The 26011-nt window shown below is 50.8% G+C and carries 20 protein-coding genes and 1 tRNA gene; 7 read left to right on the plus strand and 14 right to left on the minus strand.

Annotation, left to right across the window (positions count from 1 at the left end):
* Positions 1-643: 643 nt before the first annotated feature.
* On the minus strand, positions 644-1273 hold the full coding sequence (locus ACN0YR_RS21005; RefSeq protein ID WP_417851182.1) for a leucine-rich repeat domain-containing protein: 630 nt from the start codon (positions 1271-1273) through the stop codon (positions 644-646).
* A gap of 509 nt (positions 1274-1782) precedes the next feature.
* On the opposite strand from ACN0YR_RS21005, the gene ACN0YR_RS21010 reads away from it, so the two are divergent.
* Both ACN0YR_RS21010 and ACN0YR_RS21015 read left to right on the plus strand, forming a co-directional pair.
* On the plus strand, positions 1783-3441 hold the full coding sequence (locus tag ACN0YR_RS21010; protein ID WP_417851183.1) for a TadE/TadG family type IV pilus assembly protein: 1659 nt from the start codon (positions 1783-1785) through the stop codon (positions 3439-3441).
* A 45-nt stretch (positions 3442-3486) separates the two neighbouring features.
* Positions 3487-4119 carry a TadE/TadG family type IV pilus assembly protein gene (locus ACN0YR_RS21015; protein WP_417851184.1) on the plus strand — a complete coding sequence of 211 codons (633 nt, stop codon included), beginning with the start codon at positions 3487-3489 and terminating at the stop codon, positions 4117-4119.
* Positions 4120-4754: 635 nt separating this feature from the next.
* Here ACN0YR_RS21015 and ACN0YR_RS21020 read toward each other — a convergent pair.
* Positions 4755-5609, minus strand: a complete 855-nt coding sequence (locus ACN0YR_RS21020) for a TIR domain-containing protein (RefSeq protein ID WP_417851185.1) — start codon at positions 5607-5609, stop codon at positions 4755-4757.
* A 347-nt stretch (positions 5610-5956) separates the two neighbouring features.
* Complete coding sequence (locus ACN0YR_RS21025; protein ID WP_417851186.1) at positions 5957-7396, minus strand: sulfatase; 1440 nt, start codon at positions 7394-7396, stop codon at positions 5957-5959.
* Between the two features lie 282 nt (positions 7397-7678).
* Here ACN0YR_RS21025 and ACN0YR_RS21030 point away from each other — a divergent pair, with 282 nt between their 5' ends.
* On the plus strand, positions 7679-8584 hold the full coding sequence (locus ACN0YR_RS21030; protein WP_417851187.1) for a DUF72 domain-containing protein: 906 nt from the start codon (positions 7679-7681) through the stop codon (positions 8582-8584).
* A gap of 14 nt (positions 8585-8598) precedes the next feature.
* Here the strand turns inward: ACN0YR_RS21030 and ACN0YR_RS21035 are convergent, their stop codons facing one another.
* Positions 8599-8922 carry a tetratricopeptide repeat protein gene (locus ACN0YR_RS21035; RefSeq protein WP_417851188.1) on the minus strand — a complete coding sequence of 108 codons (324 nt, stop codon included), beginning with the start codon at positions 8920-8922 and terminating at the stop codon, positions 8599-8601.
* A gap of 442 nt (positions 8923-9364) precedes the next feature.
* Here ACN0YR_RS21035 and ACN0YR_RS21040 point away from each other — a divergent pair.
* Positions 9365-9438, plus strand: a tRNA-Cys gene (locus ACN0YR_RS21040).
* 92 nt (positions 9439-9530) lie between these two features.
* Here ACN0YR_RS21040 and ACN0YR_RS21045 read toward each other — a convergent pair.
* The 5 genes from ACN0YR_RS21045 to ACN0YR_RS21065 all read right to left on the minus strand — a co-directional run bounded on the left by ACN0YR_RS21045 (position 9531) and on the right by ACN0YR_RS21065 (position 16402).
* Entirely contained in the window at positions 9531-10931 is a 1401-nt protein-coding gene (locus ACN0YR_RS21045; RefSeq protein WP_417851189.1) for an MBL fold metallo-hydrolase RNA specificity domain-containing protein, read from the minus strand.
* A gap of 103 nt (positions 10932-11034) precedes the next feature.
* Positions 11035-12636 carry an exopolyphosphatase gene (locus ACN0YR_RS21050; protein ID WP_417851190.1) on the minus strand — a complete coding sequence of 534 codons (1602 nt, stop codon included), beginning with the start codon at positions 12634-12636 and terminating at the stop codon, positions 11035-11037.
* 104 nt (positions 12637-12740) lie between these two features.
* Positions 12741-14027, minus strand: a complete 1287-nt coding sequence (locus tag ACN0YR_RS21055) for an NAD(P)/FAD-dependent oxidoreductase (protein ID WP_417851191.1) — start codon at positions 14025-14027, stop codon at positions 12741-12743.
* A complete protein-coding gene (locus ACN0YR_RS21060; RefSeq protein WP_417851192.1) occupies positions 14024-14989 on the minus strand; it encodes a proline racemase family protein in 966 nt (321 codons plus the stop codon). Before ACN0YR_RS21060 ends, ACN0YR_RS21055 begins: the two co-directional genes overlap by 4 nt.
* Before the next feature lie 684 nt (positions 14990-15673).
* Positions 15674-16402 (minus strand): PEP-CTERM sorting domain-containing protein, encoded by a 729-nt coding sequence (locus ACN0YR_RS21065; protein ID WP_417851193.1) that lies wholly within the window; start codon positions 16400-16402, stop codon positions 15674-15676.
* A 391-nt stretch (positions 16403-16793) separates the two neighbouring features.
* On the opposite strand from ACN0YR_RS21065, the gene ACN0YR_RS21070 reads away from it, so the two are divergent.
* A complete protein-coding gene (locus tag ACN0YR_RS21070; protein ID WP_417851194.1) occupies positions 16794-17036 on the plus strand; it encodes a DUF6868 family protein in 243 nt (80 codons plus the stop codon).
* Between the two features lie 45 nt (positions 17037-17081).
* Here the strand turns inward: ACN0YR_RS21070 and ACN0YR_RS21075 are convergent, their stop codons facing one another.
* Positions 17082-20471: a DUF1559 domain-containing protein gene (locus ACN0YR_RS21075; RefSeq protein ID WP_417851195.1), complete on the minus strand. Its 3390-nt coding sequence runs from the start codon at positions 20469-20471 to the stop codon at positions 17082-17084.
* A gap of 437 nt (positions 20472-20908) precedes the next feature.
* Between ACN0YR_RS21075 and ACN0YR_RS21080 the strand changes: the two genes are divergently transcribed.
* A complete protein-coding gene (locus tag ACN0YR_RS21080; RefSeq protein ID WP_417851196.1) occupies positions 20909-21646 on the plus strand; it encodes a low molecular weight phosphatase family protein in 738 nt (245 codons plus the stop codon).
* 156 nt (positions 21647-21802) lie between these two features.
* On the opposite strand, the gene rplS is transcribed toward ACN0YR_RS21080, so the two are convergent.
* From rplS to ACN0YR_RS21100, 4 genes are all read right to left on the minus strand, one after another.
* Complete coding sequence (gene rplS / locus ACN0YR_RS21085; protein ID WP_145195677.1) at positions 21803-22180, minus strand: 50S ribosomal protein L19; 378 nt, start codon at positions 22178-22180, stop codon at positions 21803-21805.
* A 195-nt stretch (positions 22181-22375) separates the two neighbouring features.
* The gene (gene trmD / locus ACN0YR_RS21090; protein ID WP_417851197.1) at positions 22376-23074 is read right to left on the minus strand and encodes a tRNA (guanosine(37)-N1)-methyltransferase TrmD; all 699 of its coding nucleotides are present in this window, start codon (positions 23072-23074) and stop codon (positions 22376-22378) included.
* A 333-nt stretch (positions 23075-23407) separates the two neighbouring features.
* Entirely contained in the window at positions 23408-23776 is a 369-nt protein-coding gene (gene rpsP, locus ACN0YR_RS21095) for a 30S ribosomal protein S16 (protein ID WP_417851198.1), read from the minus strand.
* A gap of 599 nt (positions 23777-24375) precedes the next feature.
* The gene (locus tag ACN0YR_RS21100) at positions 24376-25179 is read right to left on the minus strand and encodes a hypothetical protein (protein WP_417851199.1); all 804 of its coding nucleotides are present in this window, start codon (positions 25177-25179) and stop codon (positions 24376-24378) included.
* On the opposite strand from ACN0YR_RS21100, the gene ACN0YR_RS21105 reads away from it, so the two are divergent.
* Positions 25178-25732, plus strand: a complete 555-nt coding sequence (locus tag ACN0YR_RS21105) for a PDZ domain-containing protein (protein WP_417851200.1) — start codon at positions 25178-25180, stop codon at positions 25730-25732. The two genes, ACN0YR_RS21100 and ACN0YR_RS21105, sit on opposite strands and share 2 nt — an antisense overlap.
* Positions 25733-26011 lie beyond the last annotated feature (279 nt).

Genomic DNA, 26011 nt, shown 5'->3' on the forward strand with positions numbered 1-26011 from the left:
CAAGCTCCCCAGCAATTCAAGCCACAAACCCGCATCCACTCAAAACCAAAGTTGTAAAACCTACCAACAATTGTGGGAAACGTTCAGGCTCTGCGGACCAGATTGAGGCTGGTGTGTTTCGTTTGAGGGCGAATTTTGAGTTATACTATGGTTGGAGTGAACTGTAAATCAATGGGCCTTACTGCATCCAACGGTCAACGTATTCGGTCCGCATAGCAGACCCTACATTCTGGGGACAATCTGCATTCTTTGATTTTCGAATTCTGGAAGGGGGGCAAGCAGGTTGCCCCCAGAGTGTTGGGTTTTCGATTATCTGGGGGTAGATAGCTGAAGACGCACATGCCAGAGATGAACATCCAAACCAGCAACCTGTCCCCAGCCACCCGTCGTGAAGAACGCATTTCTCTAGAACTGGTCTCAAAGCTTTCTGTTCACTTCTCTGGCACAGAGAAAGGTCGCGATTCCTTAGGTTCTGAGACTGCTTCTAGAAAAAATGCTGTCCGCCAAGAGGCTGAACCTGCAAACCAATTCGAAAGATGCTCTAGAGGTGGACGGTCCCGCCACTGTTTAGACCTGTTTGCCATGGTTTGATTTTGAAGCTGGATTCTCTCTTGCTCAAAACATAATCAGCGCCCCAGCCATGCTATCGCTGCCAGCTTTTGATTCGGCATTCAGGGAGCGCCGCACGCAAGTCTGCAATTGCCAGGTCCGACACGAGGTTTCCGGATAGGTCGAGCTCAGTCAGGTTCTTAAGGTGAGTCAGTTTTTTCGCTCCCACGTCAGTGATATCATTGAATGGAAGCTGCAAGACGCGAAGACGCTGTAGCTGTGCAATTCTGTCCATGTCATCGTCGCGTAGTCCATTCTGCTCAATCTTCAGATGTGTTAACCCTGAAATGCCGTCAAGAACATCGATAGGGAAGGCACTGTCGAAAACATCGATCTCTTCTAGCTCAGGCAAGTCTTGAAGTGCCGCGTAGTTGCGATGGTTCTCCGGTGCATGCTCTGGGTAAGCCCCGCCCTCAAAATAGGCGACGGAAGTTGGGGTGGCGAACAGGTCAGGGCCGAACCAATCGACACACCATTGCGGCACCGCGACATGAAAGTCGTATCGAACCATTCCCATCGTGCGGCGGACTTTGGCCACGGCTTCTGACTGATGAGTCACACGATCAACAAGTCTCTTACTCAATGCCAGGCAACCTGCGAGCAATGCTATGCAGACAAGCAACTCACGGAGACTGATTTTGAGAATTCGAAATTTCAAACGCATGGGCAGTGTAGCCCTGATGGTGTTAAATCTTTCGCGCCACATCTGTGCCAGTCTTACGGAACAGAGTGTCCGCTTTTACTGTTGATGGACCTGTTCGTATTATAGAATGTTGTAGCTGCACCCGCACGGCTTACAGAGGCCGTGGCTCGCAATCCGTTCTCAACACGGCCACCCTGCCAAACTGTCCCTAGCCAACTGTCGAATCGAAATTCTGAGACCAGTCCCAGCCGACGTCGCTGACTTATATTCACCTGGACAGCCAAGGACTAATCGAGCGCACATTCAGGGACATTCCCTCCGCTGCTGTTCCTTTCACCTCGTCGCTACAGCTTCGTGTCGGTCAATCTATGAAGGTGGCTTTCACGTGTACGACAAGCATTGAAATTGCTCTAATATTAAGGTCCTCTTGATTCATTGTTGTGATATGGTAATAATCGCATCAGTGTTAGTTAATGTGGTCGGGTTAAAGCTTTCTAATATCGGTCTTTCTTTTCGGTGTGTGAAATATTGTGATTATCCAGAGTGCGACTATCAATCACTCCCAGTTTCCCTCTGAGTATCAATCTCGTCTACGCAGAGGAGTTGTAGTTTTAGAGACGATACTCGTCTTGCCCATCTTGTTCATCTGCCTGCTCGCAATTATCGAGTTCGGGATTCTTTTTCAGGTGAGTCAGCAGGTCTCATTCGCTAGTCGAGTTGGGGTCAAGCTCGCTGCTGAGTCAAGTCGAACATCGGCAGAAAATCCGTGGCTGGAAAATTTCAATGATGCGTCAGCGATGCCGGGACCTCCATTGGGAGAGTCTTTGAAAGAACGAATCGATGAGCTACTTGCCAACGGCAGCTTAAGCGAATCATGTCAGGTCATCATGGAACACAATGTCGCGGGAGTCATGAATACCGTGCAGGTCTATCCTGCTGTGGCTCCGGCGGGCTGCGTTTGTGAGCCACAAGGAGGAGGATTACCTTTAACAAATGAACACGTTCGAGTGACCGTTTGTGTTCCCTTTTCTGGCAATGTACCGAATTTGCTCGCAACGTTTGGTTTAGATCTGTCTGACGTAACGATTTCACACTCGACGGTTTTTCGATATGAGCGGTCAGCGATTCCGTCAGGATTTGTCTGGTCAGCCGGCACTGATGCAAGCAATGCCCTAAACATTCGTCCCGCAATTATTAACGAAATCTCAGCAGGTCCCGCCTGGTCGGCGCAGACAACTCCCGGAACATACACCGGCACTCATTCTGCTGTTGATTTTGTTGATAACATGAATGGCTGGGCAGTCGGTACTGGAGAATTCGGGGATCCTTTAATGCCGGATGTTTTGCCAGTCGTTGTCAGAACAATAGACGGCGGAGCAAGCTGGACGCTTCAAACATTTCCTGATGATGGGGCTCTTGTCGATGTTGATTTCATTGATTCCATGGTCGGGTTTGCGATCGGGTCGGAAGTCGGATCATTATTTCCGCTCGTGATGAGAACAACAACTGGCGGAGACATGTGGAATACGCGTAACAACGTTGGTTCGGCTGGTGGGGTTCTGAATGCTGTCGATTTTGTTGATTCAAATAATGGATGGTTTGTTGGTACCAACGCAGGGAATGCGTACGTTCTTTCATCCGCAAATGGAGCAGGAAGCTTCACAGATGTTTCACCCGTAGGGATAGTTGGTGTTCTGAATGATGTCGACTTTATAGACACAGCTACAGGTTGGGCAGTTGGGTCTGATGGAGCTGTTCCAACGATTATTAAAACCACTACTGGTGGAGCAGGTGTTGGAGCCTGGGTCTCACAGCCGCTACCTGCATTACCATCGCCAATTCTCGCGGGATCACTGCTTTCAGTTGATTTTGTTGATGCCATGAACGGTTGGGCAGTCGGTCAAGAGGTTTCTGGCCTGAATACTGTCACCTTAATTCTTTCGACATCGGATGGAGGCGCAACCTGGGTTCGGCAGACGCACCCAGTATCAGTAGGAACTTTGAATTCTGTTGATTTCATTGACGCGAATACCGGCTACGCCGTTGGCACAAATAATCTCAGTGCTCCACTTGTCGCACCTTACATTTTGAAGACAATAAATGGTGGAGCAAGTTGGGAAATTCAAACACCTCCGACTCCATTAGGAACACTGCTGGATGTGAGTTATGGTCCTCAAGCAGATGAATAATTCAGATTACGGGTTGAAAGAGACGCTCTCCCAGAGGAAGCACATATGAGAAAATGCATTAGAAGAGACCTGTATGTCTCGGGCATCAAAGATCGTAGCGGAGTTGCAGTCCTCTGGTTCATTGGTTTGTTACCAGTATTGGTCGTCATGTTCGGCGTGATGGTAGACACCACACGACTATGGACAGGCCGAGTGGAACTTAAAAACGCCATAGAGGCTGCCGCATTAAGCGGTGTGCAAACCTGGGGGACGGGCGCGAATTCCGCCGTCGGGCGGGCATCCACGCGGGACGATTCGCTGACGACAGGTGCTGCCAACTTGATCGTTGGTCAAGATGCTATGAATCCGTATGATGCAACGCCAGTCATACTTTTGCGGAACGAAAATATCGGCGGTGGAGATGTCAATGACAATGATGACCTCGACGGAGAATTAATTCTCGGCACAGTCTCTGTCGATGGAAATAATGAGTTCATTTTTTGCTCAAACACCTCGCCTGGTGTTGGTCAAGCTCACGCAATACGAGTTCAAAAAACTGCGACCATCAATAGCGCATGGGCGGAACTTTTCGGAGCCAACGTCGGGCCGTATTCGATTCGAGCAAGTACGGTCGCGGCCTATTTCGACGGACAGCCCAGAATTGTGCATGTCACAACTTACTCAGATTCTTGCCCTTGAGCCAACCCGCAGTGAAAGCCGGTAGGGCAGGGCTCCCCCCAATATTGTTCGGCACTTTTTTCAGTGTGCTATGGAGAGGATCTTTTGAGCGATTTTAAAAGTTCTTCTTCGTCGGCCGAGCCGGAGAAGTACAGGCAGATCAATTCAAAGCTACGTTTGGTCAGGTTGCCGCCAGAAGATCGAGAATCCAACTCTTTTGAGGCAACCTGTTTAATATCTTGCCTGAGTTCGAAAGTCAAAAACCGGCAGAACGTCCCTGATGATGTGAAATCTTTCGTGCCACATCTGTGCCAGTCTTACGGAACAGAGTGATCGCTTTTGCCGTTGATGGACGTGGTTCGTTTAGGAGAATGCTGTAACTGCACCCGCTTCACTTAAGGAGACCGTGGCACGCTGCAACCTGAGTCGTGCCACCCGTCAGAGTACGTTTTGTGAATCGCTTCTACGACGGGTGGCTGGGGACAATCTGCGTTCTTTGATTTTCGTATTCTGGAAAGGGGGCGAGCAGGTTGCCCCCCAGAGTGTTGGGTTTTCGATTATCTGGGGGCAGATAGCTGAAGACGCACAAGCCTGAGATGAACATCTAAACCAGCAACCTGTCCCCAGCCACCCGCCGCTCCGGTTAGCTGGCGATTTCAGAGTTCGAGTGGCCTGTGTTTGCGGTGGGTTGCGCCTGCTTGAGTCAACGCCGCACTTACACCACTTCTTGTGCGAGTTGAATTCACGAAACCACGTTCCTTCAATGCGTCGATAAGTCGATGAACTTCTTCCATTTCGGTTTGACCGTCCGTGAGTCCAACTGCTTCTGCAATCTTTGATTCATGTTGATACTTGTCAACCTCGAGCGCGTCGACGATTGCCAACGCCCACAGTTGATCGACCAGTTTCCACCCATTGGGCGTCAACTTGTACCCGCCTCCATTGTATCGCATGAGACCCAGTTCTTGGAAACGCTCAAGAGCGTCTTGGTATAGAGCCACATCACGACCTGTCTGCTCGTCGATGCCACCGCAGATCATGCCTTCGTTGCAAGGTTTACTAATGGTCATGAGGTACTCAACCTGCATGTCGCTGAGCGTGGCTGTACGTTTCGTTTCGTTGGCTGTGGTTTGATTTGGCGAGTGCCAATCCGTGTTGGTCGCGAAGAAGTCACGGATGTCGTCGATGGATTTGACGTAGGTTAAGTCTGCCATGAATCCGGGTTGGTCGAGCGACGGGTGCGTTAGATAAGGCAGGATGCGTTTGCCTGTGCCCGTGCCGAAGCCGACTTCGTACGCGACCCACTGGGATTTCAGGCTGCCGGGGGAAACGATGACGATAATTGCAGCAGCGGATTCCAGACCTTCGCGTACCTTGGTCGAGATGGCCTGTCCCCATTCGATGTCCTTAACATCGCGAAACGTCTCGACGCCGAGTTCCTCCAACGTTGTAACGATGGCATCGGCATGCGAACTATCGGTGTGTGAGTAGCTTATAAAGACGAGACTCATTGTGCGGTGGGCACTCCATGCCAGCTAAATAATGATAGACAGAAATTTTTCTGTCTATCATGGGGGATTCAAGGGGATTTTGCCTCAAAGACAGAATGCTGGCCCTGAAGCAGACTTTAAATATAAGCCGGAACAAATGGGATGGCAAGGTGAGGTATCGCAACGGTGGCTGGGGACAACCTGCGTTCTTTGATTTTCGCGTTCTGGAAGGGGCGCAAGCAGGTTGCCCCCAGAGTGTTGGGTTTTCGATTATCTGGGGGCAGATAGCTGAAGACGCACAGGCCAGAGATGAACATCTAAACCAGCAACCTGTCCCCAGCCACCGGAGTACGTTTTGTGAATCGCTTCTACGGAAGTAATCGCGTTAGTTTTTTGACGACTTCAGGTTGGCTCTCTGCCAGATTCTTGACGGGGTCGAAGTCTGTTGTTTGATCGTACAGTTCAAATTTTCTGTTTGAGCCTTTTTTCTTCGTTGCGATTAAACGGTGAGTCGCTGTTCGGACTGTGACGGAATCTCTCCAGTAGCTGACAGCGCTGTTTCGGACGGATGGTTTTGTATTGTTCAGAATTGGCAAGAGCGACTTTCCATCGAGTGGATGAGTCGTTTTGGTAAATGAGGGCTCGCACAAGTCAATCAGCGTGGGATAGATGTCGATTGTCTCAACGAGGGCGTCGGTGGTTCGGGCGTTGTTGATGTGGTCTGGGTCAAAGATGATCAGCGGGCTGTGAACGGCTCGTTCGAAGGGAGTATGTTTGGCCCACATGTTGGAGTCGCCGAGATTCCAGCCGTGGTCTCCCCAGACAACGACGACTGTTGATTCTGCCAGCCCGGTCTCCTCGAGGACTTTCATCACGCGGCCGACTTGTCGATCTGTGTATCGAACACAGGCTAGATAGGCGCGTCGACATTCGCGAATCTCTTCTGGGCTCAGCGGTCGCTCTTTCGGAAACGGGAATGTGTACTTAAAAAACTCACCGCTTTTGTGCCAGTGTGGGCTGTCTGGTTTTTCGGGGTGTGGTGGATCAGAAATTTGAACGCCTTCGAAAGCCTCCCAGTCCTGCTTGGGGGCGACGAATGGCAAGTGTGGTTTGATGAACCCCAGGCCGAGGAAGAATGGTTTGTCAGACTTGCTGAACTCTCGAAGCTTTTGTTCGGCGGTGGTTGCCAGCATTCCGTCGGGAAGGTCATCATCGTTTTCGACCGTGAATTGCATCAAGTCGAGATGCCCTCCGCCATCTTCACGATGTTTGCCATCCGCGTACGCGAAGAAGATTCCCCAGCCACGTTTCCATGGCCCCAACGGTGTTGCCAATTCGTCCCAGGCGTGCGGGAGTTCGTGGCGACCATCTCCTTCACCGTTGTATTCGTATACCAATCCGTCCGCAGTGTGAGAAATCTTCCCGATCAAAGTCGTGTGGTAACCGCTCCGCTGGAAAAGCTCGGGAAGCGTTTGTGCTCCGGGAAGTTGCTCCATCGAGAAGGCACTTTTGCCGCGATAGGCGGCTGTGTTTTGGGAAGTCACTCCCGAATTCGCGGGACTTCTGCCTGTGAGTAATGCGTAGCGCGAGGCTCCGCAGGTTGGGACTTGCACGAAGTGATTTTTAAAGACCACGCTTTTTGCAGCCAATGCATCCAAGTGCGGTGAGATGGCAACATCAGAGCCGAAACAACCCAGTTCGGGACGCAGATCGTCAATCGCAATAAACAACACATTCTTCTTGGCAGCTTCTCCTGGTGTGCAAACCGTGAACACGATCACGAGTGCGATCCAAAGTTGTGATTTCATATCGCGTCCTTCAATGAATCTGGCAATGTCGTTCATGAACCTGACTAGAACACATCCAATTTTGATCTTTACGTACTGCCTCGTGGCGAGCAGCCTATGATGTCATAAAATGAACTTCACGGGCACGACAAGCATTAATCATGCTCTAATAGAATTTTCACCTCAAATGACTATAGTGGTATCAGGACCAATACGAAAACCTGAAGATGCTCTCTTCGGCACTGAGTATGTCATTCATCGGACCGGTTCTGATCCACGAACTCTTCCAGTTGAAGTCAAATCATGACAGAGCCAACTCTTGCGGACTCGCAGCGTCCATCGCTTTACATTGGTTGTCCAATTTGGGCGTTTGCTCAATGGAAGGGGAGTCTCTTCACAGCGAAGGCGACACGTCGAGAGTTTCTGAGTCAGTATGCCTCTGTTTTTAATACTGTGGAAGTGAACAGCACGTTCTATGCATTGCCGGGAAGCGAGACGATCGAACAATGGTGCGATCAAACTCCGGCCGGGTTTCGGTTCTGCCTGAAGTTCCCAAAATCCATTTCTCACGAAGCCAAACTGTTTGACTGCGGAGCCGTCACCGACGCATTTCTTTCGCTGCTGTCGACGCTCCAACAGCGTGACCGTCTTGGTCCGGCGTTTTTGCAGCTTCCACCATATTTTTCAGGAACGGACTTTGGTCTCCTCGAACAATTTCTGAGGTCGCTGCCCAAAGAGTTTTCCTACGCCGTCGAAGTCCGTCATCGTGACTGGTTCGATGAAGGCGAATGCGAACGAGGTCTTGACCAGTTGCTCACCGATCTCGGGATGGACCGCTGCCTGTTTGATTCACGGTCATTGTTTTCAGCAGCACCGACGGACGAAACCGAGAAAGAAGCTCAGCGACGCAAACCGCGCTCTCCGTTTCGGACAACAGTCACGGGAGAGCATCCGATGGTTCGGGTTGTCGGAAGAAATGATGTCGCTGCCGTTGAAGATTGGTGGAACGACTGGGCTGAGATTGCTGCTTGCTGGCTGCAACAGGGGCTCAGCCCGTATCTGTTCACACATGCTCCTAATGAGCTTTTTGCCCCAGCGCTTGGCGAGAAGCTTTGGGGGCTCGTCAATCAACACTGTCCGGATGTTCCGCCAATGCCAGCATGGCCCGGTCGTGCTGAGATCACCTTTCGGCAACCGACTCTCTTCTGAAAACGCTTCGAAGCTTACCCGGCATTCGCAGCCTGGACCTGATGAGCCTTTTCACGGGCATCTTCAGCTTCCTGAATCTTTCCACACTTCACGTAGATCACGGAAAGTTGCGTATAGGAGAACGAATCATTCGGAGAGATCTCGCAAACCTTCTTCGCGTGCTCAATCGCACTGTCAAATTGTCCCAGTCGTTGTAAGTAGACCGCCAAGGCCGAGTGGGAGTCGGAATGATTTGGATCAATCTCGAGGACTTCCTTGAGCTTGCTGACAGCTCCTTCCAGATCCCCCTGATTTTTGAGTTCAACGGCCTGATCGTAAATTTCATGTGTCGTTGGCATTTTCTCAATCCCTACCCAAAAGACGTTCAGAATTCGCACTCGTAGATACTGATGCGAAAACATGTGTTGCGTTCATCATTGACTTCAGTCTCTATGCTAGTGACGCGACCTGGTTTTGTCTTCTGTTGAAGCCTCTCAAGCTCAAGTTTCACAGGACATTTCAGTTGTTTGAGAAAGAAAAATCGTACTCTGTCGCGAACTTGAGAACAGGTTTGACGCTCCATGAAATGATCGTTAAGTTACTCATCCATGGGAAAGTTTGCGGGTCAGATAGACCTTGCTGATTTCAACCAATGTTGATGTCATGAATTCCTGCGGAAAAACAGGAAATATGTCGAAGGTTCCGCTTTTCCTTGTCCGATCAGATATTACACAGCCCGACTGAATACAAAGCCAACAGCTCTGCTCATCGGGTTTCAATGAGTGAAGCAGAATTCAAGAAGGCGCAGTAGCCAAGTGGCCTAAGGCGACGGATTGCAAATCCGTTATTCCCCGGTTCGAATCCGGGCTGCGCCTCTTTTTTGATCTTCAGTGAACTTCTTTACAACTATCGATTCTCAGCTGCCGTTTCTTCCTGGTCAGCTTCTCCGGTTGCTCGGCAAACCGGTTCAGATTTCGAACGACTCTCCAAAGGCCGGAATGATTGGGTCTTCGTCACAGTAGTCGCGAATTGTGGTTGCCAGTGCTTGAGCCGAGTCCGGCTCTCCGTGGACCAAAAAGACCTTTCCGAAATGCCCCCGTTTCGTTGATTCTTCGAACCACCATTTGAAATCGACAATATCGGCATGTGCGGAGAGACCTTCCAGCTGCACGACGTTTGCCCGGACAGGGACATCACGGCCAAAGATGCGGACACGTTCCTTTCGCTCTGCGATTTCCCGACCGGTTGTATGCGGGGCTTGATAGCCCATGAGAACGACAGTGTTCTTCTCGTGGGGAAGTGCTTGCTTGAGATGGTGGACAACACGTCCGTTTTCGCACATTCCACTGGCAGCGATCACAACAAATGTCCCTCGTCGCTTATTGAGCTCTATACTCTGTTGCTGGTTTTCAATTTCCGTTAAGCATTCAAATCCAAACGGGTCGTCGTCGTTTTTGAGTGTCTCCTGAACATCTGCGTCGAGAGTGTGATTGTAGCGGCGGAAAACGTTTGTGAGGCGGCTGGCCAATGGGCTGTCGAGAAACATCGGCAAGCAGTTCAGCTCTCCGCTGTTCGTTAGTTCGTTCAGGTAGTAAACAATTTGCTGAGTCCGTCCGAAACTGAAGGCCGGGATAATGACCCGTCCCCCTTTGACGAAACATTCACCAATGATTTTTTTGAGTTGCGATTTGATGTCCTGCGGTGGTGGGTGAACGCGACTTCCGTACGTCGATTCACAGATCAGGACGTCAGCCCCTTCGACTGGATCAGGATCGCGCAGCAGCGGCATTCCGCGACGTCCCAGGTCTCCCGAAAAGACGACTCGTTTATGCTCTGTTCCGTCTTTCAGTTCCAACTCAACAATTGCCGATCCCAAGACGTGACCCGCCCGGTGAAATCGCAATCGAACTTCGTCGTTATCACACAGTTGATACCATTCAGAAAATGAACATGGCTCAAAATTCGACACGAGCCCTTTCACGTCTTTCTCAGTGTAGAGTGGGTCAATGGGGGGATGATCGCCTTCGAGTTTTCGTGACAGATACTTCGCATCCTCACGCTGAATTTTTGCTGAATCCATCAGCATGATTTCAGCGATGTCGGCTGTCGCATCGGTACAGAATACCGGGCCGCGAAAGCCTTTGCTGTATAGCTGTGGCAGGTTTCCACAATGGTCGATATGAGCATGTGAAAGCACCACGGCATCGAGGTTCTTCGGATCGCAATGGAACGTTTCGTTTTTCTTTCGTGACTCGGCTCGTCGGCCTTGAAAGAATCCGCAATCGAGCAAGATGCGACGATGGCTTGTCTCGATTAGATGCTGGCTCCCGGTGACTTCACCAGCCGCTCCAAGAAATGTAATTTTCATAGATGTCGCTCGATGTTCGACAGGACAAGTCTCTTACTCTGAATCTTATACAGCAGCCCGGTGTTCTGTTGGTACAATTCGTGAAAAGTGAGTCGAATCAGGGCTACAATTGCGCACTTGGCTCGATTTTTAGCTCTTTAACCTGAGTTCGTAGAAGTACATCCAGCCCAAAAATTGATTCAAAGAACTGCCGGTTTCTTCGCATGGCAATTTGCTCAACGGATAAATCGTCGATGTTGGGGACGCTAATGACCAGCCGGTTCCGAGTTCGTGTGCATTCGATCTCTTTGACTCTTTGTGTGCGCGAAGCATCCATCGCAATGGCTAATCGTAAGATCGCAGCGAGCTTGGAAATGGCGACACGGCGATAGCGATCCATGGAGGCATATTGCTGATGGCTCGATCTGGGCAACGCTCTTCGATGATAACGCGCCACCAGCGAAACCAGAGTCAAATCTTCGGACGTTAATCCGAAGAGACTGCTGTTCATGATCAGGTACATAGAATGTTTATGGATGCTCGATGTGTTGATGTACGCTCCCGTTTCGTGGAGCAGGGCAGCCACATACAGAAGCGTTTCATAACGACTGTCGAGATCGTGATCAGCTTGAAGTTGACGGAATAACTGGCGAGCAAGGTCTCCGACACAGTGGGCGTGATCGTCGTCGACGTCATATTTTTTTGCCAGTTCCCAGGCTGAACGGATGATCTGTTGCTGAAACTCTTCGCTCCATTCCGGGCCCTTGGACATATCGTTGAGAAGGCCGTCTCGCAAGTTGACGCTCGAAACGAGAATTTGTTCCACGCCGAGAAGTTGTGCCATCGTCAGGTTGATCAGCAATGCCGATCCCAGCGTTTCAGCCTCGGGAAATGTCAATTGGTATTTGGAAACTAACGCTTCGTCGCTCATCGAGAGGATTTGGTCCGTGAATTTGGCGAGCTGGGCAACAGAAAGCCCAACGAGTTCATCATCTTCGACGGTTGTTTTTAAGAGGTGAGCGACAGCGAACCGGATGTCACCACCCATCGCCACCATGCTGGTTGGATTGTCGGACTCAACGAGTTCGGTGAGCGGTTCGAGTTGGCTGCGTATTTCGGTCTGCATGATCTGTCGTCGTTTTTCACGCGGAAAATGATACTTCGACAACGACTCCAAAAGACGCAACGACCCCAGACGGAACGCATGGGAATAGGCGACATCTCCCTGCTTCAAGAGAAGCAATTCGGTGTTTCCCCCTCCGACCTCGGTGACAAATGATTGCGATTGGAACAAGTCTGTCTGTTCTTTGAGCATCGGCTGGACACCGCGAAACGTGATTCGGTGAACTTCAGCTGCATCGAGAGTTTCGACTGAAAGCCCGGTCGCGACAAAAATCCGATCTGCGAACATGATGCGGTTGATAGCTTCACGAACCGCGCTTGTCGCGACAACTCGAATGTCCTCCGTTCGAGTGATCTGATATTCATTCAGTTTACGTCGATATGCCTTCAGTGCAGCGACACATTCTTCAATGGTATTTCGAGCGATTTCACCCCTTGTGAATGTGTCTTTCCCCAGCGTGACCGCTTGCGAGAGCGATTCGAGCATCCGCACATCTCCATCGGGAAAGATTTCCGCGATCGCCATTCTGACGGAAGTTGTTCCGACATCAATGACAGCGACGGTTCGCACGTGCTCAGAGCTTTTTCGGACTGGCGTATTCATGATATTATGGGATCTTATGAATTGGCGTTCGCGTTCTGCCTCGTGGTAAAGCAATTTTATGGATGAAACGCGTTATTCAAGGGCACACGGTGGAGCAAACTGCTCTAAAAGCGTTCGACGCGGTATGGGTGTGGGTCGATATGTGGAGTTTGATCGGTCATTAATTCCGCCACAAGCTTGCCAGTTCCGGCTCCCATCGACAGCCCGAGCATGCTGTGTCCCGCAGCCAGCCAGGCATTTTTAAACTGCGGAAGTTTCCCGATAATCGGCGTTCCGTCGGCACTCATCGGTCGCCAGCCGCACCATTTCTCTTGAATCGGTTCTGCGAGCGGTTCTTTCAAATAGTGTTTTGCACCATTCGTTAAGATCTCCAGCCGAGCTTCATTAATCGATGAGTCGTACCCAGCGAATTCCATTGTTGAGCCGATTCGATAACCCGTATCCATCGGTGTGATGGCTACGCGATGTTGTTCAAAAATCATCGGATACTTCGGGCAGATTTTGGGTCGCGGCATCGTCATGGAATACCCTTTCCCCGGTTGAATCGGAATCGTCGCCTTCAAATGCTTCGCGAGTTGTGGCGACCACGCTCCGGTCGCAAACACAACCTGATCCGCTTTCACAGAGCCGGTTGAAGTCTCAATTTGCGAAACGTTTCCATCGCGGGTGGTGAGTGATTGAAATTCGCAGTGCTCGACAATGTTCACAGAGTTCGCGAGCAGTCGCTCCTTCCAGGCAGACATCACTTTGTCGGGACGAACATGAGAGTCGCACTCATACAGCCACCCGCCACCAACGCCCGGCTTAAGTGACGGTTCGAGAGCTTCCAGAGCCTTTCCATCGTACGGCTTGGCAGCGAGCCCAAATTCCTCTCTCAAGAGCTTGTCTGTCTTTTCATATGCGTGGAAGTGATGCTCGTCGTCATGCACAAAGATCAATCCATCAGTGTGCAACTCGCAATCCGACAGCTCTCCCGAAGTCATTAACGAGATATACAACTCACGTGATGAGTCCAGTAGCGCTTGCCGGGCGTGGCCTGATTTCAGCATGCTTTCATGATTACAGTTACGTGCAAATCTTAGCATCCAGCTCCATAAACTCATGTCGAAACGAGCTCTCACCTTAAAGGGAGAGTTCTTCTTAAACATGATCTTCATCGTGGAAGAGACTGCACCCGGTTTGCAGAGTGGCAAAATATGACTCGGAGAAATGTATCCGCAATTCCCATGCGAGCAGGCTTGCCCAAACTCTCCACGATCGATCACCGTGACGGTGGCACCGGTCTTTTGTAAATAGTAGGCACACGCAGCCCCAATCACGCCACCGCCGACGATGACGACATTAGATGAGGAAGTTGACGGGGGTGTTGATGGTTGAGAAGTATCATTCACGAGCGAATTCCAAAACGAAATGGATCATTGAGATCCAGAATGAGTGTTGTTTCTGCGTTGACGTAAGCTGTTCCTGTGATGCTGGGAATCACCTTCCCGTTTTCCTCCTGGACCGAACCTTCAAACAGGCTGCCGATGATGCTCTCTTGGCGGTAAATCTCTCCCGCAGCCAGTTTTCCATCGGCATACAAACAGGCCAACTTGGCACTCGTTCCTGTCCCGCACGGAGAGCGGTCATACGCTTTGCCGGGGCAGAGTACAAAGTTGCGGCTGTCATTTTGCGGATCAACAGGTGGACCGAAGAGTTCAACATGGTCGATCTCCTTGCCATTCTCACCCGTAATTCCGTTTGCTGTCAGTGCTTGTCGGATTGCCCAGGTGATTTTAGTCAATGTTTCGACATTGTTGATATTCAAGTCTTGCTCATGATCATTCACGAGAAAAAACCAATTACCCCCCCAGGCGATCTCCCCGCGAATCTGTCCGAGCCCCTCGACATGCACTTCAACATCGCTTCGATACCGATACGCAGGGACGTTTTGAATTGTGACCCGGTTGGTGTCTAGTAGTTCAAAGGCAACAGTCCCGACAGGTGTGTCGAGTTGGTGGCGACCCAGCTGAACACGGTTGAGATACGCCAGTGCGACTGCCACGCCGATGGTCCCATGCCCGCACATCTGCAGCGGGCCAACATTATTAAAGAAGATAACTCCAGCGACCGAGTTTTCCTCGACCGGTGGACGCAACAAAGCTCCCACCATGACGTCCGACCCGCGAGGCTCGTTCACAACAGCAGAGCGGAATTCATCGAACTGATCACGGAACCGCTCAGTTTGCTCCGCCAGCGACCCCGTCCCTAAATCTGGCCCTCCCGAGATCACCACCCGCGTCGGCTCTCCCCCAGTGTGAGTCTCAATCGTTCCCACACGTTGTAACGGAGCATCATCGGAAAACGGCGACATCTTGATCTAACTCAAATCAGCAGTGCAAACGGGAAGTGATCCTGGGCAAAGGCAACTTTCTTAACCTGAATCGGTGCGGGCCAAATTTAACTATGACCGCCAACGAATGCGAGCAAGACCGACTCGGCCACCCGTAGAAATTCAGGGCGAATCCAGCGAAGGTGGTCCTGCATCGATTAGAAAAATCCCTCTCCCTCACCCCGAATCGTTGCCGCGGCCTACGACTCTGAATAAGCGGACAAGCCTCTACGCATCTGCCCAATGGGCCGGGGAAGTCACGGCGAGAATGCCCTGGCTGTCGACTTTGGGCGATGCGATGCACTGAGTCTGACTATAAATCCGACTTCACGTGGGCAACAAGCAGAACTACCGTAGAAGGGCAGAGTGGTCCATGTGTAGAGTGGATTGCGTGCCACGGTCTCCTAGTGGGTGACCAACTCCAATCTACATCACTGGCTCTCTTCACTTGGGCACTCAAGGACGAGTTAAACGCACATTCAGGAGCATCCACTTCGATACTGCCCCTGCCACCTCCGGTGTCAGGGAAATTCTTGGGGGGGGCCGACCGAATAACTCGGTCGGCCACTATTAGTGTGCAAACCTCTAGGAACTCGAAGCAAGTCTGAGGCTAATTCTGGGTTGCGCTCTACCCCCCCCAAAAAAAAAAGACGCCAGCGAGGCGAGTTAATTCGCCAATGCTCTCTGACGTCTTACACAAAAAAAACTGAGAAGGCAAATTCCAAGTAAAATTATCGAGGAGGGTTCAGGGACCGGAGACGAGCTCAATCCCATGAAAATGAAATCCGGATCTGAGGTACTAGAACCGGAGTCAATGTTCTCAATGCGAATTGTCTGTAAGAGATCTCCAGCGTTAAATCCGAATTGCAAAAGATCGAAAACGATTTGGTTCGTGTTTTCTGCAGAGCTCGATAAATTGTCTCCATCAAAAAATGTTGCGACACCGTCGCTAGCGGCGTGCCAAGTTGAATCATTATTGAATTGTACGCGGAAGCTCAGCCCTTCTGTGTCAACGCCGCTGGAAGCGCTTGAGATTTCATAGATTACCAAGTTGTGCATTGCTGAAGAGAGTTCAATTCCGCTCCCTGCATAATTCAATTGCAGCCAATCTGGGGTGGCTCTGTCGTTGAGAGAGATTTGATCACCTGGGTCCCCTCCATATTGTCCCGATGCAAGTTCCGCGAGCGAAAGATTCCCAACTCCAGCGGCATTGTCCCATTCTTTGCCATCAAAGGTGACTGACCCGTCTGCACGATAGGTGACTGTTGCCCCAGAAAACTGATCGGTATCGAACAGATTTCCGTTGATGCTGACAAATGACGCTTCAGTAGTCTGCCCAAAGCAGACAAGTACTATCCCGATAGCCAACGCACGGGAATTTAATAGAAGATTCATAGCTCGCCCTATTAGGTAGAAAAAGAAAACAGGATCTGGATAACCAGCTCCTGCAAATATCTGAGGTAATTTCAGTACGAGAACCGTTAAAGTTACCTAACCCAGACACATGCTGAGACCCATATATTCATTATAATTGCTCCAATGTGAACACGTCAATCCAATGGCATGGTGGTCTTGTTTATATCGGATTGCGTGCCACGGTCTCTGCGAGCCGTGCAGTGCGAGTACAGTTGCAACATTCTACAATACGGGAGCGTCTACCTTACAGTAAAAGCGACCACTCTATTTTGCAGGACTGGCACAGTCGTGGCGCGAAAGATCCTTCATTGTCAGGGCCTCTCTGCAGTTCTGTCCAGAGCAACATCCCCTCCATCGGAGAGTAGTTCAAATGTCCATCGATCAGCTGACTCAATTCTTCGGTTGGTGTTCCGCAATCAATATCGGCGTGCTTATCGTTTCATCGATCGCGCTCGTATTGCTGATGAGGCCTGTTTCGAAGATCCATAGCCGCCTGATGGGAGTGCAGGAGTCTGAGCTTCCTCCGTTGTATTTCCAGTATTTGGCGCACTACAAAATTGCCGTCCTGGTTTTCAATCTTGTACCATACATCGCTTTAAAGCTCATCACATGAGACTGAGCGGAGGAAGCCGGTCGGACACTCTTTGTGTGCGTCTGCTTACTTCTTTCTTTTGACTGTTAGTGTTGCGTGCAGTCCGTCTTCGAGGAATTTGAGGCCGACGGTCATGCCGCCGAAGCTGGAGAGGACGTTTTGAATGGCGCCTTTTTCCTGGCCGATGGCTGCCTGTTTGGGAGAGTAGGCGCTGCCGTGGACGGAGCATTCGAGATGCTCGCCATGTCGATGATATTTTCCACCGCAGGGGCAGTAGAAATCGAGTCCGTACAGTTGTTCGGCTCGCTGTTCGATGAGGTTGGTTCCCTGCTTTGCGACCACGGCGTTCTTCAAACTCGAAAGGCGTCCGACATTGTCGAGGCAAGCCTGACGATGATTTTCCGCCCAGCCGAGCTGGAAGTTTGAGAGGGTCTGATTCCAGTTCTCGGGACGGATACGGATCATAGCATGTGCGGACGATGCAGGGTCGTTGCTTCCCCGGACTCCTTCTGCGTGCAGCTTGGCAAGGTCATGCAGGACTTCGGGCTTACTGGCAATGTAGAGTTGGTTTTCGATTCTGGCCCAGAAAAACCGCCATTTGATCGGTCCGAGCGAGATGCACTCAGTCCGCGCGAGGACGTTTTCCCCCACAGGGATTTTGTAAAAATCATTCTCCGTGCTGAACCAGCCTGTCGTGACGGTTTTCCGTGCAACCGGTGCGAGTAGGTCATCGAGGTGGTCAAGGAACCGATCGGTCACTTCGACATCTTCCAGCGGCAGTGAGACGTAAACGGGTGAGTTGAGCGAAGCGACCAGCAGGAAGACTGGAATGAAATCGTCGTTGAAACTATTTCGATTGGAGAACGATCCTAACATTTGACCTAGGAAGCGAGTGAGCTGAAAATCAAAGGTCTGTTCTGAATCGTAGACGTGAAAACCGATCTGGTTTTTGATGCCTTTGGTCACGAAGTCGTAGGCCAGTTTCTTGTCAACCTGTCCATCTCGCACATGAGTCAACCAGTAGACAAAACCGGACCGATTACGATTGCGAAGATTTGTGCGAGTTCCAAAATTTTGAAGGACTTCACCTCCGTTGCGTGTGATGGCATGTTCCAGCGTCTGCTTCTCAAGTCCATTGTTAACGGAACGGATACTTCCATCAGCCATGGCAATGAGCGACTTTTGATTGTATTTCCCCAGGATGATCTCTGTGAGCCGTTTGTCGCTCGCTTTGACGTCGTCGGGGCGTGTCCAGATAACAGCGTCAGCCACGTTGCTGTCCACGAAGAGAACGGTGTTGGAAGTTCCGTCAGTCGTTTCCCTGATTTTGACACCATTCTTGCCACCCGTGAACAGCGTCTGTTCGCCGACAACGACCTGATAGCTTGTTCGTCCCTCCGCTTTTTTCTCACCGGTGATCGCATAGATATTAGGAATTTTCCCAATGAGTTTTCGATTGTGCGGGCTGCTCCAAGGTTCGTCCAAATGGAATTGTTGATACAGCTCGTTTTGATTTAAATAAGGAAGCAGGTGAACACGCCAGCTCAGCAACTGATGCCCCTTCGCATCGGTACTCGCAACGGGAGGAAAGGACTTGTGAGCATCGTGATAGTTGTGCATCGCAATTCCAATCTGTTGCATTCGCTGCGTGCTGACTTCAAATAAATACTCAGGTGATTGAGCATCTGCCTGCTGGTCAGGAACTGGCGGTTGCCAGCCTGATTTCTGAAGCAGGCCTTGTTTGTCAATCTGAAAGCTCATGCTGAAGATGTTGCGATTGGGCACAGGGGCGGTCTCAAGCGGGGTTGTTTTTCCTCCAAGTGTGGCAGCCATTCCTTGATAGATCGAATTGTTAATCAACGGCAGAATAATCGTCTCCATCCGGTATTCCTCCGGCTGAACGGAAACGCGAATAGCGATGGGATCGAAGAAGGTTCTCCAGTACCGTTCGTATGCTGTGACGAACTCTTTATAGAGCCTGGCTTCCTCATCGGAGACCTTCTCCACAGCGATTTCACAACATGGTTTCAATGAACCAATCCGGCCGTGATGTGAGCAAATTCCTGTTCGACCATCCTCGCTGAGCTTGTAGGTTCCCCCACTGGGGCAGGCTAATTTTGTTTTGCCGAAATCTGCTGGCAAAGCTTCCTTCTCGATCAGGTCTTCAATTGATTTAGGCGACGCGCCCTGTTCGCTTTCGTAAAGAGCACAGGCATGGCTGAGCATTCTCAGATGGTTGTAGCAGAGGACGCGGCGGCGTTCGGTCAGTTTTAATTCCGGGCCCGTCAACCGGCGGATAAACGGATCGGACAGATAAATCAGCCCATCTTCCTCTTTGGCTCCCAGCGGCATCAGAGTTCGGATATACGCGAACTCATCAGAGTCTGCGAGGCTTGCTCGACGGGTTTTCGGCTCACCCTGAAAGGTGTCGATGACTCTCTTCAGCCCGACGAGAGAATTGCTGCGCAGGTGAAGATCCTCTCCCACGAAAGCCGAGTAAACGTTCACCTTGCGATCTGGACTCGTCAGGCTTTCGTATTTGATTCCTTTATAAGTCCCATGGTCGCGAACTGCTTTGTCATTGGCTTTTGCAGCCTTTGCAAGAAACGTATCCAACTGGGCTTTGAAGACGACTGGCTGTTGATATCGAAAGAGCAGGGTGATGTCGCTTCCGCGAGTGAGGTAGAGGTCATTTCCAGTCGCAGCGATCTCTTTGACGACCAAATCGTAGAACGGCTTGAGTAAGTCATTCGTCTCAAGTGCCAGCTGGGTGAGCAGCTCTTCGTCGACATTTGAGGCGTACGCTTTGCGATTCGATTGGCTCATCAGGTGCGCTCCCCATTGATCGCTGAGGGCGAGAACCTCCAGGAGTTTGCTGACCGACTGAAAGCGAATGTAGTATTGATCTTCAGGAATGTAGCTTGCTAATGGGGAAGTCTTTCGAGGTTGGTTTCCCAGCATCTCTTTCCATGGGTGACTTTTTGTCGTCGGCCCCTGCAACGTGCTGACCAGTACGTTCTGTTGAGTTACATCAGCATTTCCGGAAGGGAGATTGCGGCGACCGTTTCGAGCATTGACGGGGCCATCTGCCATGGCTTCAAGTTGAAGGCTCTCTTGAATCGCCAATGTTCCAGTGAAGAGGCTGAACAGATTGACGCCGTCGGCGCGGCGTCTCCACTCGGGATTGGAAGAGTTCAGAGTCGAGGCGATTTTCTTCGCGAACTCTTGCTCGACTCCTTCGCGTTTTGCGAGTTGCATGGTCACATATTGGAGATAAGTATCGTTCGGGTACATCTCCAAATGCTTCATGGCTGTGTCGAGAGTCCATTGAGCAGACGGCTTTACGCCCTCATCAGCATCTTGGGCCATCGCCGGACGCAGCCCGGCCAGCACTCCTCCCACACAAATTGTAATCAGAATTGAACTTTTAATGAGTGTTCGCTGCTTGATGGACATTTGAGGCTTCCCGGAAAGAGGTACGTGTGCTCCGTGGAGGATGAGCTGTTACGCGGTTCGTATCATTTGGCTCGCTCGTTGATGTGCGACAGGACGAAATTCGAACAGTTTTTTGAGAGTGCCAGAACTTGCGCGGCTCCGCCGTTCGAACTCACCTACTTGACTATGCGTGGTGGTTCGCAAAAACTCACGCGATAATTCAAAATAAAATGAAATTGCTGCGCATTCGGAAAATGTCTTCTTGCGGTCCCTTTCGTTGCCTGGTTTATCCGGGCGAGACAAGGGAAGGCTTGCGAATCATTTCGCGGGAGGAAGCATTGCTGACTTCTCGACCGAGTGTTGGTTGATGTGTGAGGCGGATTACAGGCGGAAAGGTCGTTATGCTGTAAGATTCTAAAACGAACTCCGGTTAAACCAGATCTTGTGAGAACCAGAAGATGAGTCATCAATCAAGGCGCCAGTTGCTCTCTGATAAATTCTCCATTCTATTTGGAGGCGTTGTTGTTGTTCTTGCCTTTGTCGGAATCGTGGAGAAGCAGACGGCCGCTTCCGAGCTTCATCCTGAACTGGTGAAGTATGTCCAGGAACGTCAATCAGAGTTTGAGCTGATTCCGGATTCACGAAAAGCAGAGCTCGAGAAGCTGTCTCTCTATATTGAATCGCGATTAGAAACTGCCTCGCCGATTCACATGACCTTTATCTGCACTCACAATTCCAGGCGGAGTCACATGGCCCAGCTCTGGGCTGCAGTTGCTGCGACGCATCATGGAGTAGAGCAGTTTAAGTCATACTCTGGTGGGACCGAGGCAACTGCGTTTAATCCTCGGGCGGTCGCAGCCTTGCAGCGTGCCGGGCTGAGTCTTACGACTGATGAGATTCGCCCAAATCCGCGTTACAAAGTTTCTTGCTCTTCAACGGGTGAGAATTGGGAATGCTTTTCCAAGATCTATCACTCGCCTCCGAACCCGACTGCCAACTTTTGTGCGGTCATGACTTGTTCGAGTGCGGATGAAGACTGCCCGGTTGTAGCAGGGGCGGATGCAAGATTTGCCATCCCGTATGTGGACCCCAAAGTCTCAGACAATACTCCTGAAGAGTCTGCAACATACGATGAACGCTCGGCTCAAATTGCCCGAGAGATGTTTTATGTTTTCTCCAAGCTGAAATCGAAGTGAATGACATTCGCAAGGGAGATCTCTATTGGGGAGTTGAGGTTATCGCGCAAGAAGAAATATCACACAGTCAAAACATTGCATAGTCAAACAGTACATAAAAAAAACGGTGTGAACTTTGGAGTTCACACCGTTTGAAAAGCTGGATTGGTTCCGGGCTTATGTGTTGGTCTCTGCTTCACCTGCACGGGCTCGTCGTTCTCGGAGACGGGTTGCTTTTCCGATTCGGTCTCGTAGATAGAAGAGTTTTGCGCGACGGACGCGAGCATGCCGTTTGACGACGACGTCAGCGACTTTTGGAGAGTTCATCGGGAAGGTTCGTTCGACCCCTTCACCGGCGACGATGCGGCGGACGGTGAACATTTCGTTCATGCCACGTCCTCGGGTAGCGATGACGACTCCTGCGAAGATCTGGATTCGTTCTTTGCTGCCTTCCAGAATTCGCGTGTGGACGTCAACGGTATCGCCGACGCCGAATTTTAGTGGATTCTCACGCAAGCTGGATTTTTCAGCGAGGTCGAGTAGTGGGTTGCGCATATTTCTGCTCCTCTCAATGTCGTTCGAATTGTCACGAGAGGTTCCCGGTTGGGAAGGGGAACATCGTCAAGTTGATCGTCCTGTCCCGACGACGCAGCTGAAGCCTGAATACTAGAACTGGTCCTGAACCTTGAATTCGTACTCTCAAGCGTTGAGAGAAGCGACTGTTACAGAGGTTTTCGGACAGGTTTTAAATTATTCGTGAAGGTCTTCGCCGCTAAGTAGGTCATTCCGCCGTTGGCGGGTTCGTTCTAAACTTTGTTCTTCTCGCCATTTGGCAATCGCTTGATGATTGCCACTCAGAAGGATTTCGGGAACTTCCATTCCACGAAACTCTCTGGGTCGGGTGTACTGGGGATGTTCCAGCAACCCTGTCGAGGAGAAGGAATCTTCTTTGGCACTTGCCTCGTCCCCTAACACTCCGGGAATGAGACGCATGATCGATTCGATGATCAGCATGGCAGGGACTTCACCGCCGTTGCAGATGAAATCGCCAATCGAAACTTCCAGCGGCTTCAGGCCTTGGCTGATTCGATCATCAAATCCCTCGTATCGACCACACAACAGCAATAGCCGTTGTTCAGTCGAAAGTTCTTCGGCAAGGTTTTGGTCGAGCTTTCTTCCTTGCGGAGTGAGCATGATCAACTTGCCAGGGTGCTGAGATTCGGCCTGAACTGCTTCGACGCAGTCAAAAACCGGTTCACAGCGAATCAGCATTCCGGGGCCGCCCCCATAGGGCGTATCGTCAACTGATTGGTGTTTGTCTTTTGTCCAGTCTCGAAAATTCCAGAGCTGAATGTCGATGAGTTCGGCGTCAATTGCCTTCTTCAGCAAGCTTTGCTGAAGGAACCCCTCAAACAGCCCCGGAAATAGCGTAAGCACGTCGAAACGCATTCCGAAAACCGATTAGAACGTTTTGTTTGATTATGTCTGTATCCGTGAAGTGCGTCTTTGCGAAATATGAAATTGCCTCTCGTAGAGGCTGTTTCTTGAGACTGACACATCACGGGCTGTCACCGCTGACTCATCACCGCTGATTAGCGACTGCTGATTATTCATTATTTGACAATCTACCACTGGTTCTTGACCACTGATGCATTGTCAAAATACGTAAACGTCCGGATGGAGCTGTACGAAGACTTCTGTTGAAGTCTTCTACTGGCTTGTTGGCCTGCATGAAGACTGCTCACCACAAGACAGAACACGTCGGTCATTATTGAAAATGACCTAGCTTTCAGCTGGAGCTTCCGCAGCTTCTTCCGCCGGAGCATCTTCGCTAGCTTCTGGCTCAGGAGCTTTTTTCACTTTCGGAGCTTCCATCGGAGGAGGTGATTTTGTTGCACCCCAATCGTTATCTTTGAATTTCCGGATCAGAACAGCGACCTTTTCAGACGGCTGTGCTCCCACGGAAATCCAATGGTCGATGCGATCCATTTTCAAAGTCACACGTTGTGACTTGTCCATTTTCATGGGATCGTACGTTCCAACCTCTTCGATGGCTTCACCATCACGAGGTTTGCGAGCATCCATTATGCAGATGCGATAAAAAGGACGATGTGTTCGTCCCATCTTTTTCATTCGAATCCGAACCGCCACGTTTGTCTCCTGAGACAACTGAAAAATCTGCTGAAATAATCTATCGGTGAATATTTGTCCACATCCTGATGATGGGGACATTTTTTTGCAAAGAGCAGGGATTGGTACCCTGATCGCACATTCTCCTGATCAAAAATCACAACTGACCAAGCAGAATCCGTGCGCACAATTTGGGGAAAGGGCCTATTTACACGATTTCAGTCGATTTGTCACCTCAAACGGCGGCGAATTCTGGGCAAACAGGCCTCAGAGCATCAGCCGAACGGATTGAAACAGCGAAGATTGCCTCGCGAAATGGCTGAGTTCGCTTTGATTTCTTGACTTCAATCAAGGTCCTGAGGCAATTTATTGGAGATGGTATGTGTTGTAACTCTATTTGTATTAGTGCTTTGTGAATGGCGGTGTGACGTTTGGCAATTTCTTCAATCTTTTTCTGTAACAGATTCTCGCAATCTCCGCTGAGAGTTTTACCGGCCAATCAGGCTGGCAACAAAAACTCAACTCACCGCTTACCGGAGAAGTCCAATGTTACGCAAGTCTCTCTCATACCTGTTTGCAGTCGCTGTTTGTGGAATGCTGACAATGGATGTCGCTGAAGCTCAGAGCCGGTCCAAGTTCAGCGGCAAATCGTCATCGATTAGCCGTCCCTCTTCCAGTAGCCGTTCAACTTCGTTCGGTCGCAGCCAAAGCAGCTCGAGGCAATCATCAAGTTCGAAACCATCTGGTTCTCGCCTGTCTACAACACGCCCAAGTACAACACGGCCATCAACAACGCGTCCGTCTGTGACTCGTCCAAGTACGACAAGACCATCAATCACCCGCCCATCGTCATCACGACCATCGGTGACCAGGCCATCGACAACTCGGCCATCAAGCCTGAGACCTTCGATTAAGAGACCTTCCACGACACGACCAACGCCGTTGCGTCCGTCACCAACTCGACCAGGAATTGGTGCGACACGACCAAATCTCGGTAATATTGGTGGAATCAAACCACGACCTCGCCCTAACCCAGGCAATATTGGGGGCATCAAGCCGCTTCCACGTCCGATCCCCGGCAACGTTGGTGGAATCAAACCGCGACCTCGTCCTAACCCAGGGAATATTGGAGGCATCAAGCCGCTTCCACGTCCGATTCCCGGTAACGTTGGAGGAATCAAACCTCGCCCTCGCCCTAACCCAGGGATTATTGGCGGCATCAAGCCACTTCCACGTCCGATTCCCGGCAACGTTGGTGGAATCAAACCACGCCCTCGCCCTAACCCAGGGATTATTGGTGGCATCAAGCCGCTTCCACGTCCGATTCCTGGCAACGTTGGAGGAATTAAACCACGCCCTCGACCAAATCCGGGAAATGATGGAGGAGTCCGACCACTTCCAGGGCCGAAACCTGGTGACGACATGCAAGGTCCTCGCCCTCGGCCGATTCCGCCACATGTTCCTGAGAACCCGGATCACGGACACCACGATGGCGGACATGGACACGGTGGACATGGTCACGGACATCACATCCCACACTTCGTTCCAGATTGGTGCTTCGAACGACCACACTTCCACGACTGCTACTGGTGGTTCGACATCTGCACTCCAATCCGCGACTGTCGTCCAATCGATATCGTCTACTGTGACTGGGATTATGTTCGCTGCGATGTTGTTGTCGGTGGAACAATTGTCCGTGACGCTCGCTGGTACTTGGGAATGCAGGGAATGTTCTTGCCTGGCAAAGGTCTTGGAATCGAATCTGTTGAACCCGGTTCACCCGCAGAACTTGTCGGACTGGCTCCGGGCATGGTGATCCTCGAAGCGAATGGAATTCCCATGGTTGAGGAAGAAGCAATGAGTGCCGCAATCGCAGAATCGCAAGGTGTCTTGAACCTCGTCCTGATGATGGAAGGTGACGACGTTCAATACGAAGCGACCGTCGAGATGACTCGTCTAGTCGTTGCGGGACTGTGATAAACACCAGGTCGCTCCAACCCACAGCCCGCTGAATCTTAGGATTCAGCGGGCTGTTTTTTTTTGAGGGGGAGGTGAGAAGGCGAAAGGGGCTTGAGGTTAACTTGGGGTGAATAGGCAGACTTTGCTTTCGGAATGTTCTATGCCGGTCCTGCCTCTTGTAGGAAATGATCATCATTTAGGGATTGCTTGGTCGATAGACCGAAAGCAGGAGTTTGGTGATCAAGCTCATTCGAGTCTTGAGTTTGGTCCTGATCCGGACTTCTGGGTGATTTCAGC

The sequence above is a fragment of the Thalassoglobus sp. genome (assembly GCF_048270125.1).
GTDB lineage: Bacteria > Planctomycetota > Planctomycetia > Planctomycetales > Planctomycetaceae > Thalassoglobus.